11 protein-coding genes are annotated in these 13,077 nt (G+C 77.5%); 7 read left to right on the forward strand and 4 right to left on the reverse strand.

Features of this window, described 5'->3' with window-relative positions; genetic code table 11:
- The first annotated feature begins 47 nt into the window (after positions 1 to 47).
- From MU522_RS08460 to cofC, 7 genes are all read left to right on the forward strand, one after another.
- Positions 48 to 2,288 (forward strand): ATP-dependent DNA helicase RecG, encoded by a 2,241-nt coding sequence (locus MU522_RS08460; RefSeq protein ID WP_246990612.1) that lies wholly within the window; start codon positions 48 to 50, stop codon positions 2,286 to 2,288.
- Positions 2,289 to 2,358: 70 nt separating this feature from the next.
- Positions 2,359 to 2,841, forward strand: a complete 483-nt coding sequence (gene coaD, locus MU522_RS08465; protein ID WP_128190645.1) for a pantetheine-phosphate adenylyltransferase — start codon at positions 2,359 to 2,361, stop codon at positions 2,839 to 2,841.
- Positions 2,838 to 3,671, forward strand: coding sequence for a coenzyme F420-0:L-glutamate ligase (cofE, locus tag MU522_RS08470; RefSeq protein ID WP_246990613.1), 834 nt, complete (start codon positions 2,838 to 2,840; stop codon positions 3,669 to 3,671). The genes coaD and cofE overlap by 4 nt, the downstream gene beginning before the upstream one ends.
- Complete coding sequence (locus MU522_RS08475) at positions 3,661 to 4,644, forward strand: AAA family ATPase (protein WP_246990614.1); 984 nt, start codon at positions 3,661 to 3,663, stop codon at positions 4,642 to 4,644. The genes cofE and MU522_RS08475 overlap by 11 nt, the downstream gene beginning before the upstream one ends.
- A 56-nt stretch (positions 4,645 to 4,700) precedes the next feature.
- On the forward strand, positions 4,701 to 5,750 hold the full coding sequence (locus MU522_RS08480) for a DUF58 domain-containing protein (RefSeq protein ID WP_192575910.1): 1,050 nt from the start codon (positions 4,701 to 4,703) through the stop codon (positions 5,748 to 5,750).
- Positions 5,747 to 8,017 (forward strand): transglutaminase-like domain-containing protein, encoded by a 2,271-nt coding sequence (locus MU522_RS08485; RefSeq protein ID WP_246990615.1) that lies wholly within the window; start codon positions 5,747 to 5,749, stop codon positions 8,015 to 8,017. Before MU522_RS08480 ends, MU522_RS08485 begins: the two co-directional genes overlap by 4 nt.
- 69 nt (positions 8,018 to 8,086) lie before the next feature.
- Positions 8,087 to 8,695 (forward strand): 2-phospho-L-lactate guanylyltransferase, encoded by a 609-nt coding sequence (gene cofC / locus MU522_RS08490; protein WP_246990616.1) that lies wholly within the window; start codon positions 8,087 to 8,089, stop codon positions 8,693 to 8,695.
- Between the two features lie 435 nt (positions 8,696 to 9,130).
- On the opposite strand, the gene cofD is transcribed toward cofC, so the two are convergent.
- From cofD to MU522_RS08510, 4 genes are read right to left on the reverse strand one after another with little or no spacing between them, the layout of a single operon-like run.
- A complete protein-coding gene (gene cofD / locus MU522_RS08495; protein WP_246990617.1) occupies positions 9,131 to 10,102 on the reverse strand; it encodes a 2-phospho-L-lactate transferase in 972 nt (323 codons plus the stop codon).
- Positions 10,099 to 10,923, reverse strand: coding sequence for an ABC transporter ATP-binding protein (locus MU522_RS08500; RefSeq protein ID WP_246990618.1), 825 nt, complete (start codon positions 10,921 to 10,923; stop codon positions 10,099 to 10,101). The genes cofD and MU522_RS08500 overlap by 4 nt, the downstream gene beginning before the upstream one ends.
- The gene (locus tag MU522_RS08505) at positions 10,920 to 11,981 is read right to left on the reverse strand and encodes an iron chelate uptake ABC transporter family permease subunit (RefSeq protein ID WP_246990619.1); all 1,062 of its coding nucleotides are present in this window, start codon (positions 11,979 to 11,981) and stop codon (positions 10,920 to 10,922) included. Before MU522_RS08505 ends, MU522_RS08500 begins: the two co-directional genes overlap by 4 nt.
- Positions 11,978 to 12,979: an ABC transporter substrate-binding protein gene (locus MU522_RS08510; RefSeq protein WP_246990620.1), complete on the reverse strand. Its 1,002-nt coding sequence runs from the start codon at positions 12,977 to 12,979 to the stop codon at positions 11,978 to 11,980. Before MU522_RS08510 ends, MU522_RS08505 begins: the two co-directional genes overlap by 4 nt.
- Between the last annotated feature and the right edge of the window lie 98 nt (positions 12,980 to 13,077).

The following is a 13,077-nucleotide window of genomic DNA, read 5'->3' on the forward strand; positions in this document are numbered from 1 at the left end:
CGGGCGGATGCGCCGCGCGCGTCAGCCGCTCGGCCTACGCTGGGCAGGTGGCGAAGCGGGAGGCGAGCGGGGCGAAGCCCGATCGCGCGGGCGGCGCGCGCGGCGGCGCGGGCTCCGGCGCCGCGACCCCCGAGGGCTTCGGCCGTCCGCTCGAGCGCGTCGTCGGCAAGGCCGCCGCCACGAAGCTCGAGCGCGCCTTCGGCATGACGACGCTCGGCGACCTCGTGTGGCACCTGCCGCGCCGCTACGCGAAGCGCGGGGAGCTCACCGACCTCGCGAGCCTCGTGCCCGGCGAGCACGTCACCGTGGTCGCGCGCGTGCGCGGCGTCGAGACCCGCGACCTGCAGCGCGACGCCAAGGGGCGCCCGCGCACCCTCACGACGATCACGATCACCGACGGCGAGTCGTCGCTCGAGACGGCGTTCTTCAACCAGCCGTGGCGCACGGGCGAGCTGCACCAGGGCGTCACGGCGCTCTTCTCGGGCGCCGTCGGCGAGTACAAGGGCAAGCGGCAGCTCGCGCACCCGACGTACGAGGCGTTCGACGAGGCCGAGGGCGTCGACGCCGAGCAGTGGGCGGCGAAGCCGGTGCCCATCTACCCGGCCACGGCGAGCCTGACGACGATGAAGATCGAGGCGCTCGTCGCGCAGGCACTCGACGCCCTCGGCGACGTGCCCGACCCGGTGCCCGACGAGGTGCGGCGCGAGCACCGGCTCATGCCGCTCGTCGAGGCGCTGCGGCTCGCGCACCAGCCGAAGGCCGAGCAGGACGCCTTCCGCGCCCGCCACACGCTCGCGTGGCACGAGGCGTTCCTGCTGCAGACCTACCTGCTGGCGACCCGCGACTGGTTCGACACGCTGCCGACGGCGCCCCGGCACGCAGGAGCGCTGCTCGAGCGCTTCGACGCGGCGCTGCCGTGGCCGCTCACCGACGACCAGCAGTCGGCGGGCGCGGCGATCGCCGCCGACCTCGCGAGCGGCACGGCCATGCACCGGCTCGTGCAGGGCGAGGTGGGCTCGGGCAAGACGGTCGTCGCGACGCGGGCGATGCTCGCGGTCGCCGAGTCGGGCGGGCAGTCGGCGCTGCTCGCGCCCACCGAGGTGCTCGCCGTGCAGCACCTGCGCTCCATCACCCGCTCGCTCGGCCCCGAGCTCGCCGCCGAGCTGCAGCCGACGCTGCTCACCGGCCAGATGCCGGCCGCCGACCGCAAGCGCGCGCTGCTCGCGATCGCCGCGGGCTCGGCGCGCATCGTCGTCGGCACGCACGCGCTGCTCAGCGAGCGCACCACCTTCGCCGAGCTCGCCCTCGTCGTCATCGACGAGCAGCACCGCTTCGGCGTCGCCCAGCGCGAGGCGCTGCGCACGAAGGGCCTCCACCCGCACACGCTCGTGCTCACCGCGACACCCATCCCGCGCACCATCGCGATGACGGCGTTCGGCGACCTCGACGTCTCCACGATCCGCACGCTCCCGGCCGGCCGCAGCCCCATCCAGACCTTCGTCGTCGACCAGGTGCGCCAGCCCGCCGCCTTCCACCGCACGTGGGGGCGCATGAGCGAGGAGCTCGCCGCCGGCCGCCAGGCGTTCGTCGTCTGCCCGGCGATCGAGCCCGGCAGGCTCGAGGGCGTCGACGAGCCGGCGGCGGATGCGCCGGCCGTCGGCCCGGCGCCGCCCCCAGTCGCCGACGTGGTCACGACCCTCGCCAACCTGCGCCGGAGCCCCGCGCTCGCCGGCCGCGTCGTCGCCCCGCTCACGGGAGCGATGACGACCGACGACAAGGACCGCACGATGCGCGCGTTCCGCGACCGCGAGATCGATGTGGTCGTCGCGACGACCGTCATCGAGGTGGGCGTCGACGTGCCGAACGCGACGATGATGGTGGTGCTCTCGGCCGACCGCTTCGGCGTCTCGCAGCTGCACCAGCTGCGCGGCCGCGTGGGCCGCGGCGAGCACGCGGGCCTGTGCGTGCTCGTCACGGGCGTCGACGAGCTGTCGGATGCGCGGGTGCGGCTCGACGCGGTCGCGAGCACCCTCGACGGCTTCGCGCTCGCCGAGGTCGACCTCGAGCAGCGCGGCGAGGGCGACGTGCTCGGCGTCGCGCAGTCGGGAGGCCGCAGCGGCCTCAAGGTGCTGCGGGTGGCGCGCGACGGCGCCATCATCGAGGCCGCGCGCACCGCCGCGCGCGACGTGCTCGACGCCGACCCGACCCTCGTCGCGCATCCGGCACTGCGCCTCGCCGTGCACGCGCGGCTCGACCCAGACGCGCGCGCCGCGCTCGTCACGGCGTAGGGGGACAGCCCTTCCCTCGGACCGACGCCGATGAGCAAGGCTCATAGGGTCGGCGGTTAGGCTGGGCGGCATGCCTCGCATCGCCGTCGTGCCCGGTTCGTTCGACCCTGTGACCCTGGGTCACCTCGACGTCATCCAGCGCGCCGCCCGGATCTTCGACGAGGTGCACGTCGTCGTCACCCACAACCCCGACAAGGCGGCCTTCCTGCCGGTCGTCGAGCGCGAGCAGCTCATCGAGCGGGCGATCGCCGAGGCCCGCATCGAGGGCGAGATCCGCATCGCGAACTGGTCGATGGGGCTGCTCGTCGACTACTGCCAGCAGGTGGGCGCCGAGGTGCTCGTGAAGGGCATCCGCTCGTCGACCGACCTCTCGTACGAGACGCCGATGTCGATCGTGAACCGCAACCTCGCGGGCGTCGAGACGATCTTCATGCTCCCGAACCCCGAGAACGCGCACGTCTCGTCGAGCCTCGTGCGGCAGGTGTCGGAGCTCGGCGGCGACATCAGCCCCTACGTGCCGCGGGCCGTCGCCACCTTCCTGCAGCAGCGATGACCGATCCCGGCTGCAGCGCGGACCACGACCCGGGCCGGAGCCGCGGCCCCGACCTCGAGCTCCGCGCCGTGCGCGGCATGGGCGAGATCCGGCCGGGCGACGACCTGCCGACGATCGTCGCCGACGCGCTCGCCCCGCTCGCGCCCCAGGACGGCGACATCGTCGTCGTCACGAGCAAGGTCGTCTCGAAGGCGGAGGGGCGCATCCGCCCGGCCGCCGAGCGCGAGCAGGCCATCACCGAGGAGTCGGTGCGCCTCGTCGCGTCGCGCGCCCACCCGGGCGGCATCACGCGCATCGTCGAGCACCGCACGGGCCTCGTGCTCGCCGCGGCGGGCGTCGACGCCTCGAACACCGACGACGGCACGATCCTGCTGCTGCCCGAGGACTCGGATGCGTCGGCGCGGGCGATCGCCGAGCGGTTGCGGTCGCGCTTCGGCGCGGCCATCGGCGTCGTCGTGAGCGACACGCTCGGGCGCGCCTGGCGCGTCGGGCAGACCGACGTCGCGATCGGCGCGGCCGGCGTGCGCGTGCTCGAGCCGGTCGGCACCGACGCCAACGGCCGGCCGCTGCTCGTCACCGCGCCCGCGATCGCCGACGAGATCGCCGGCGCCGCAGAGCTCGTCGCGGGCAAGGCCGACGGCGTGCCGGTGGTGCTCGTGCGCGGCCTCGGCCGGCACGTGACCGACCTCGACGAGCCCGGCGCGCGGCGCCTGGTGCGCGCGCCCGGCGACGACATGTTCCGCCTCGGCAGCGACGAGGCCTACCGGGCCGGTCGCGAGGCGGGCAGGATCGACGCACTGGCAGAGGCGGGGGCGGAGCATGCAGGCTGACGAGCAGGTCGAGGAGGCGGTGATCGAGCGCGCTCCCGGGCCGACGTCGACGCCCGGTTCCCGCATCGAGGACGCCGTCGCATCCGTCATCTCGGGCAAGGCCGAGGAGATCCGCACCGTGCTCACGGTGCTGCTCGCCGAGGGCCACGTGCTGCTCGAGGACGTGCCGGGCGTCGGCAAGACGCAGCTCGCGCGCGCCTTCGCCGCGGCCGTCGGCGGCACGGTGCGGCGCATCCAGTGCACGCCCGACCTGCTGCCGAGCGACATCACGGGCATGTCGGTGCTCGACCAGGGCACGGGCGAACTGCGGTTCCAGCCCGGCCCGGTCTTCGCGAACATCGTCATCGCCGACGAGATCAACCGCGCGAGCCCCAAGACGCAGGCGGCGCTGCTCGAGTGCATGGCCGAGGGGCAGGTGACGGTCGACGGCGTCACGCACCGGCTGCCGACGCCGTTCCTCGTCGTCGCGACGCAGAACCCGATCGACATGGAGGGCACGTACGCGCTGCCCGAGGCGCAGCGCGACCGCTTCATGGTGCGGCTCGAGGTCGGCTACCCCGACGAGGCCGCCGAGCTCGCGATGGTGCAGGCGCGCGAGACGGCGCAGCCGCTCGACGCCGTGCGGCCGGTGACGACGCTCGACGAGTTCCGCGCCGACATCGCCGCGGCGCACGCGGTGCGCGCGCACGAGCTCGTCGAGCGCTACGCCGTGCGGCTCGCCCGCGCCACGCGCGAGCACGCCGACGTGCGGCTGGGCGCGAGCCCGCGCGCCACGCTGCAGCTCGTGCGGGCGGCGAAGGCGCGAGCGCACCTGCTGGGCCGCGACTGGCTCTCGCCCGACGACGTGAAGGCGCTCGCCGCGCACGTGCTGCCGCACCACCTGGTGCTGCACGACCCGCACGCGCGGCACGAGGACGCGCGGGCGGTCGTCGCCCAGGCGCTCGCGGGCACGGTCGCGCCCGTCATGCGCTGATGGCCGAGCGCGCTGCCGCGAGGGACCGCACGCGGTCCAGGCCGACGGCGCGCGGCGTGGCGCTCACGCTCGTCGGGGCGGGCCTCGTGCTCGCCGCCTACTGGGAGCGGCAGGTCGTGCTGCTCGTGCCCGCCGCGCTGTGCCTCGCCGTCGTGCTGCTGGGCGCCTGGTGGTCGATCGGCGCGGTCGGCAGCCTGCGCCTCCTCGCGCCGGGCGTGCTGCCGGAGGGGCAGGATGCGGTGCTGCGCATCGCGGGCGACGTGCGGCACGCGGGCGCCGAGTGGGCGACGTGGGCGCCGGGCCCCGAGCGGTACCTGCACCTCGAGGGCGAGCTCGACGCGCAGGGGCGCGACGCGGTACCGCTCGGCGCGCACCCGCGCGGCCGCTGGCGGCTCGCGCCGGTCGAGGTGAGCGCGCTCGACCCGTTCCGCGTCGTGCGCACGACGCGCACGATCGACCCGCGCGCGAGCCTCGTCGTGGGGCCCGAGGTGCTCGAGGTGCCGTCGGCGTCGCTGCGCTCCAACCGCGAGCAGGGCCGCATCGCCCAGTCGCGCACCGCCGACGACGTCGACGCGATGGTGCGCCAGTGGCGGCCGGGCGATCCCCAGCGGCGCGTGCACTGGCGGCAGAGCGCCAAGCGCGGCGAGCTCATGGTGCGGCAGGAGGCCAACCCGGCGACCGACGACGACGTGGTGCTCGTCGACACCGCCGGCGCCGCGGGCCTCGGCCGCGACGCGGAGGACCGGCTCGCGCGCGCGGCGTGCTCGATCGCGCGCGCGCTCGCCGGCCGCGATCGGGTGGTGCAGGTGCGCGAGACGGGCGAGCCGAGCATCCTCGCGGCCGACTGGCGCGATCTGCAGTCGGCGCTCGCGGCCTTCGCGTCGCTGCGCGCGCGGGCGCCCGAGGCGCCGCCCGCCCGTGACGGCGCATCCGCCCACGTCGTCGCCCTCGAGGAGTCGGCGCCGGAGCAGTGGACGCTGACGCCGGGCTCGACCCTGTGGCTCGTGGCCGCGCGCGACGCGCCGCCGCGCCGCATCGCGCCCGGGTCGCGGGTGCGCAGCGTGCGCTGGATCGACCGCGTCGGCCCGGTGCGGGAGCTGCCGTGAGCACCGTCGCGCGCGACCGCCCCGCCGCCCGGCCCACCGGCGCGCCCGCGGGCGTCCCGCCCCGCGCCGAGCTGCCGGCCGAGCACGGCCGGCGACGGCTGCGCGCCGGGCCGGTCGAGACCGTCGCGCTCGCGGTGCTGCCCGTCGCGTGGCTGTGGTCGACGCAGGAGGTGCTGGGGCAGGACTGGCTGTGGCCCGTCGTCGGCGCCGTCGTCTCGATGGCGCTCGTCGCCGGGCTCGTGCGAGCCGTCTGGCCGGCCTTCGCGGGCACCGCCGCCGCGGCGCTCGTGGGCGCCGGCTGGGTGACCGCCGTCTCGGCGCCCGACGAGGCCCTGCTCGGCGTGATCCCCACGCCCGAGGCGCTGCGCGCGACGATGGCGGTGCTCGGCGAGGGGGTGCAGTCGATCGCGTGGGCGCTCTCGACGCCGATCGACGCCGAGGGCGCGGTGCTCGCGGCCGTGGTCGCGGCCGCGGTGGTGCTCACGGTCTTCGTCGACCTGCTCGGGCACGGGCTGCGTGCGCCGGCGATCGCCGTGCTCTGCTGCGCCGTCGCGCTCGTGCTGCCGATCGCGTTCCGCATCGACGTGCCCTGGTTCCACGCGCTCCCGGGCGTGGCGACCGCGGCGCTCGCGCTCGCGGCGCCGACGATCGACGACCGGGTCGCGCTCGGCCGCGGATGGGTCGCCCCCGTCGCGCTCGTCGCGGTCGCGGCCGTGCTCGCCGCGGCCGTGCCGCTCGTGGCGCCGAGCCCGCGCGAGAGCACGCTCGACCTGCCGACGATCGACGACCTGCTGCGGCCGACGACGCCGGTGCTGCGCACCGACATCGACCTCGGCGACGAGCTGCGCAGGCCCGAGGCGCGGCCCGTCTTCACCTACTCGACGACCGACGGCGGCCCGATCGTGACGCGGCTCATGACGCTGCCGCACGCCGGCCCCGACGGCTTCCTCGCGCTGCCGCCCGAGGCGGCGCAGCCGAGCCCGCTCGTCGAGGGCGCCGACCTCGGCCTCGCGATGCAGATGACGGTGCGGATGAGCGACGTGCGCGCCGAGGGGCTGCCGACGCCCGAGCGCGCCTCGGGCGTCGAGCCGCCGGAGGGCGCCCGCTGGGACGACGCGAACGACGCGCTGCGCATCGAGGGCTCGCTCGAGACCGCCGGCCTCGAGTACGTCGCCGCGGGCTCGCGCTCGACGCCGCTCGCCGAGCTGTCTGGCACCGCCTCGACGGGCCACGACGAGCTGCTCGCGCTGCCCGACGCCGCCGCCGCGATCGGCCGGCAGGGCGCGGCGCTCGTGCAGCCCGGGATGACCGCCGCCGAGCGCGTGCGGGCCGTGCACGCCTTCATGACCGAGGGCGTCTGGGACTACTCCGAGCAGCTCGACCTGCCGGGCTTCGGCGGCGCGGGCGGCGACGGCTGGGCGGCGCTCGAGGGCTTCCTCGAGACGCGCAGCGGCTACTGCGTGCACTACGCGAGCGCCACGGCGGCGCTGCTGCGGGGCGCGGGCGTGCCGACCCGGGTCGTGGTCGGGTTCCTGCCCGGCAGCGAGATCAGCGGCGGCTTCGCCGTGTCGACGAACGACATGCACGCGTGGGCGGAGTCGTGGGTCGACGGGCACGGCTGGGTGCGCGTCGAGACGACGCCCGGCGCGGGCACGGGCGACGCCTCGCCGAGCCCCGAGGACGACGAGCAGACGCAGGCGCCGACGCCCACCCCGGAACCGACGCCGACCGACGCGGCGCCGACGAGCACGCCCACCCCCTCGGCGGCGCCGAGCCCGGGCGCGCCGGAGCCGGGCGCCTCGGAGGCCCCTGGCGAGGGCTCCGGGCCTGGCGGCGTCGACCCGGCGGTGCTGCGCGCCTGGCTGCTCGGCATCGGCGCGCTGCTGCTGCTCGCGCTCCCGTGGGCGGTGCGGCAGGCGCAGCGGGCCGTGCGGCTGCGACGCGGGGCTCCCGGCGCCTGGCAGGAGCTGCGGGCGGCGCTCGCGGATGCGGGCGTGCGGCTGCCGGCGTCGGCCACGCCGGGCGACGTGCAGGCGGCGATCGCGGCTCGCGTGCCGCCGGATGCGGCCGCCGCGGCCGATCGCGTGCGGCTCGCCGCGGAGCGCGCCGCGTTCGCGGGCGGCCCGCGCGAGCCGGGGGCGTGCGACGCGGATGTGCGGGTCGCCGCGCGCGGGCTCGTCGCGTCGCTGCCGCCCTGGCGGAGAGCGCTGTCGACCGCGCTGCCGCCGAGCCTCCTGCGGGTCGTGCCGCCGCTCGACGCCGCCTGATTGTCCCGCGGGGCGGCCGCGTCCGGCCGCGGTCCGGGGCGGCATCCGGGCCGACGTAGGCTGGGCGGCATGCAGCGCTGGTCGATCGTGATCCCCGTCAAGGGCTCCGTCGGCAAGTCGCGCCTCGACGCGGGCGACGCCCGCGCGGCGCTCGCGATCGCCTTCGCGCGCGACGCGATCGCCGCCGCGCGCGCCTGCGACGCCGTCGACCTCGTGGTCGTGGTCAGCTGCGACCCGCAGGTGACCGACGGGCTCGATCGCATCCAGGTCGTCGACGACCCGTGCACGGGCCTCCACGCCGCGATCGCCGCCGGCCTCGCGACGCTCGACCCGGCCGCGCCCGCCGCGGTGCTGCTCGGCGACCTGCCCGCGCTCACTGCCGACGAGCTCGACGCCGCGCTCGCGCTCGCCGCGGGGGAGCACCGCTCGTTCGTGCCCGACGCGATCGCCACGGGCACCACGATGCTCGCGGCGACGCGGGCGGATGCGCTCCGGCCGCGCTTCGGGCCGGGCTCGGCCGAGCTGCACCGCGACGCGGGGCACGTCGAGCTGCCGGTCGCGCCGGGGTCGGGGCTGCGTCTCGACGTCGACGAGCTCGCCGACCTGCACGCGGCCATCGACGTCGGCGTCGGCGCGCACACGCGCGCGGTGCTGCAGCAGGCGTCGCTCTCGGCGTAGCCGCGCCGCCCTCCCGCTGGTCGAGCCGCGTGGCCGCCGGAGGCGGCTGCGCGAGTCGAGACCACCCTGCTGCTGGCGTGCGACGTGGTCTCGACTCGGGCCGTGCCCTGCGGGCGCGGCCCGGCTCGACCAGCGAAGGGTTCAGCGGCCGCCCACTGATCGAGCCGCGCGGCCGCCCCGCCCCGCTGGTCGAGCCGCGCGGCCGCCGGAGGCGGCTGCGCGAGTCGCGACCACCCTGCCGCCGGCGTGTGCCGTGGTCTCGACTCGGGCCGTGCCTGCGGCGCGGCCCGGCTCGACCAGCGAGGTTCAGCCGCCGCCCGGCTGGTCGAGCCGCGCGGCCGCCGGAGGCGGCTGCGCGAGTCGAGGCCACCCTGCTGCTGGCGTGCGCCGTGGTCTCGACTCCGGCTCGACCAGCGAGGGGGGGGGGAGGGGCGCTCAGCCCGCGAGGCGCGCCGCGAGCGCGAGCGCGTCGGCCGCGACCTGCTGCGCGGGCGCGCCGGGGGTCAGCAGCAGCGGCCTCGCCTCTGCGACGATGCCGAGCTCCGCGAGCCGCGGGACGGCCGCCGCATCCTGCTCGGCCACGAGCCAGCCGTCGAGCAGCCCGTCATCGGACCGCGCCCCGTAGTGCGCGGCGACCGCCGCCGCATCCGTCTCGACGCCGATCGTCGCGAGGCACGCCGCCGCCATGCCGCGGAGCGCCTGCCCGCCGATGATGGGCGAGACGCCCACGACCGGCGCCCGCGCCGTCTCGATCGCGTCGCGCACGCCCGGGATGCCGACGATCGTGCCGATCGAGACGACCGGGTTCGACGGCGCGACGAGCAGCACGTCGGCCCCGGCGATCGCCGCGCGTGCGGCGTGCGAGATGCGCGACCGCTCGAGGCCGTGCTGCACGAAGCGGCGCGCCGGCAGCTGCGCCCTCGTGCGCACCCACCACTCCTCGAAGTGCAGCACGCCCTCGTCGGTCACGACGTGCGTGGGCACCTCGTCGTTCGTGACCGGCAGCAGCGTCGCGCCGATCGGCCAGCGGGCGGCGAGCCGGGCGGTGGCCTCGGTGAGGTCGGCGCCGTCGCGCAGCAGCGCCGTGCGCGCGAGGTGGGTGCCGAGGTCGAGGTCGCCGAGGGTGAACCACGGCCAGCCCACCCCATAGGCGGCGAGCTCGCCGGCGACGCGCTCGCTCTCGCCCGCGCGGCCCCAGCCGCGCTCGGCATCGTTGACGCCCGCGAGCGCGTAGAGGAGCGAGTCGAGGTCGGGGCAGACCTTCACGCCCGAGAGCCACATGTCGTCGCCGACGTTCGCGACGATCGTGATCTCGGCCGCATCGCCGTGCGCGGCGCGCGCGGCGTCGCGCAGCCCGAGCGCGAAGCGCGCCCCGCCGACGCCGCCGGCCAGCACCGTGATCCTCACGGCTCCATCCTGCGGTAGCGGATCGCCACCCCGCCAGGGGCGGCGTCGATCTCGGCCTCCACGCCGTAGACGGCACGGATGCGCTCGGGCGTCAGCACCGCATCCGGCACCCCCTCCGCCACCACCCGGCCGCGGTCGACGAGCACCACCCGGTCGGCGTGCGTCGCCGCGAGCGCGAGGTCGTGGACGGTCATCACGACGGGGCGGTCGGCGGCGAGCCGCCGCACGAGCTGCAGCAGCTCGAGCTGCCAGGCGACGTCGAGGTGGTTCGTCGGCTCGTCGAGCAGCAGCAGGCGCGGCTGCTGCGCGAGCGCGCGGGCCACGTGCACGCGCTGCAGCTCGCCGCCCGAGAGCTCGCCGAGCGGCCGGTCAGCGAGCCCGGCGGCGCCGGCGTCGGCGAGGGCAGCCTCGACGAGCCGCTCGTCGCCGAGCGAGAAGCCGAGCATGCGGTGGTGCGGCGTGCGGCCGAGCCGCACGGCCTCGCGCGCCGTCAGCTGCGGCACCGCATCCGCCGTCTGCTCGACGAGCGCGACGCGGCGAGCGCGCTCGCGAGGCGGGAGCGCGCCGGGTCCTGCGAGCGCGGCGCCGTCGAGCAGCACGGCGCCCTCGCTCTGCGCGCGCTCGGGGAGCACCCCCGCGATCGCGCGGAGCATCGTCGACTTGCCCGCGCCGTTCGGGCCGACGAGCGCGGTGATGGCGCCCGCGGGCGCGTGCCACGAGGCCGCGTCGACGAGCGCGCGGCCGCGCACGGCGACCGTCAGCCCGCGCACCGCGAGGCCCGCCGTCGCCCCCGTCGCGCCGCTCGCCGCCGCGGCGCTCACGTGCGCACCCGCCCGGTGAGCATGAGCGCGGCGAAGACGGGCGCGCCGAGCAGCGCCGTGACGATGCCCACCGGCAGCTCGCGCGGGTCGAACGCGGCGCGCGCGACGGTGTCGGCGACGAGCAGCACGATCGCGCCGGCGAGCCCCGACGCGGGCAGCAGCAGCGCGTGCGAGGCGCCCACGACGAGCCGCACCGCGTGCGGCACGACGAGCCCGACGAAGCCGATCGCGCCCGAGACCGACACGAGCACGCCGGTCACGAGCGCGCACGCGACGAGCAGCGCCCAGCGGGTGCGCCGCGCGTCGACGCCGAGCGCGCCCGCCGCGCTGTCGCCGAGCGCGAGCGCGTCGAGCAGCCGCCCGCTCACGAGCAGCGGCAGCGCGAGCGCCGCCCCCACGAGCGCGATCGCGGCGGTCTGCCACGTCGAGGCGGCGAGCGAGCCGAGCAGCCACGCGAGGATCTCGCGGAACGCGTCGCCGTCGGCGCGCCAGAAGATCACGAGGCTCACGAGGGCGCCGGCGGCGGATGCGACGACGACGCCCGCGAGCACGGTCCGGGTGGGCGTCGCCCCGCCCGCGGCCCCGGCGAGCCCGAGCGTCGCGAGCAGCGCGAGCAGCGCCCCGGCGAACGCCGCGACGGGCAGCACGGCCGCGAGCCCTGCGACGAGCACGAGCACGGCGCCGACCGAGGCTCCCGATGAGACGCCCAGCAGGTAGGGGTCGGCGAGCGGGTTGCGCACGAGCGCCTGCATGACGGCGCCGACGATCGCGAGCCCGGCGCCGACGGCGCACGCCGCGACGATCCGGGGGAGGCGCAGGTCGACGACGATCGCGTCGCCGACCGCGTCGAGCGGGCTCGAGCCGATGCCGAGGCGCGCGCCCACCGCGGCGAGCGCGTCGGCCGGCGCGACGCCGGCGGCGCCGATCGACGCGGCACCGAGCGCGAGCGCGACCAGCAGCGCCGCGAGCAGCGGCAGCGCCACGAGGCGAAGCCGGCGCCGCGGCGCCGGCCCGGCCGCCTGCGCGGCCGAGACGCGGCGCGGGGCCGTGCGGGTCATCCGAGCCCCATCTCCCGGGCCGCGTCGACCACCGCGTCGACCGCCGCGACGGAGCCGACGCCGGCCTCGGCCATCGGGAACGGCACGACGACGAAGCGCTCCTCGCGCACCGCCTCGAGCTGCGCCGTCGCCGGGTTGGCGCGCAGGCGCTCCACCTTCGACGCGGCCGTGTGCCACGCGGCGTCGACGAGCACGATGACGTCGGGGTCGCTCGCGGCGAGCGCCTCCCACGACATCGTCGTCCACGCCTCGTCGACGTCGGCGGCCACGTTCGTCAGGCCCGCCGACTCGAGCACGAGCTGCGGGGCGCCCGTGCCGCCGCCGACGTACGGGGCGTCCTCGCCGGACGAGTACCAGAGCGCGCTCGCGCCGCCGTCGAGCGGCTCGATCGCCTCGAGCGCGGCGCGCTGCTCGGCCGCGAGCGCCTCGCCCGCCTCCGGCACGCCGAGCACCGCGCCCGCGTCGGCGAGCTCGCCGAGCAGCGCATCCCAGTCGAGCGGCGCGACGTCGACCGAGCGGCAGGCGGCGGGGGAGACCCACGTGGTCACGCCCAGCTCGGCGAGCGTGGCGCGGTCGCCGGCCGCCTCGGGGGCGAAGGCCGACTCCCAGCCCGCCACCACCGCATCCGGCTCGAGCGCGAGCAGCGCCTCGCGCGACGGCATCCCCTCGATCGTGGGGGCGTCGGCCCCCTCGAGCGGCCCGTCGAGGAACGCCGTCGACACAAGCGCGTCGCCGAGCCCGAGCGCGACGACGAGCTCGGCCGCCGTCGACTTCACGGCCACGATGCGCTCGGCCGGCTGCGCCATCGGCGCGACGGCGACGCCGCAGTCGTCGATCGTCGCGGCCGCGGCGGCGCTCCCGCTCGCGCTCGCCGACGGGGTCGCGGCGGGCTGCGCGGCGCAGCCCGCGAGCAGCGACAGCCCGACGAGGGCGGCGGCGGCGGAGGCGGCGCGGGCGGCCGTCGGGCGGCGCGTCGAGCGGCGGGGCAGAGCGGGCATCGGGTCTCCTGGGCATGCTGGCGCGAACGGTGTGCAGGGTCCGCGCGCGGAGATGATGCCCGGCGCAGCCTCGAGTGTACGCCCGGGATACGGTGGCG

Origin of the sequence: Agrococcus sp. SCSIO52902 (genome assembly GCF_022983135.1) — a bacterium.
Taxonomy (GTDB): domain Bacteria; phylum Actinomycetota; class Actinomycetes; order Actinomycetales; family Microbacteriaceae; genus Agrococcus; species Agrococcus sediminis.

What these genes read in the sequence shown, in the direction of transcription:
- coaD (WP_128190645.1), top strand. Translation starts at nt 2,359, where the DNA reads ATGCCTCGCATCGCCGTCGTGCCCGGTTCGTTCGACCCTGTGACCCTG.
- cofE (WP_246990613.1), top strand. Translation starts at nt 2,838, where the DNA reads ATGACCGATCCCGGCTGCAGCGCGGACCACGACCCGGGCCGGAGCCGC.
- MU522_RS08475 (WP_246990614.1), top strand. Translation starts at nt 3,661, where the DNA reads ATGCAGGCTGACGAGCAGGTCGAGGAGGCGGTGATCGAGCGCGCTCCC.
- cofC (WP_246990616.1), top strand. Translation starts at nt 8,087, where the DNA reads ATGCAGCGCTGGTCGATCGTGATCCCCGTCAAGGGCTCCGTCGGCAAG.
- MU522_RS08505 (WP_246990619.1), bottom strand. Translation starts at nt 11,981, where the DNA reads ATGACCCGCACGGCCCCGCGCCGCGTCTCGGCCGCGCAGGCGGCCGGG.
- MU522_RS08510 (WP_246990620.1), bottom strand. Translation starts at nt 12,979, where the DNA reads ATGCCCGCTCTGCCCCGCCGCTCGACGCGCCGCCCGACGGCCGCCCGC.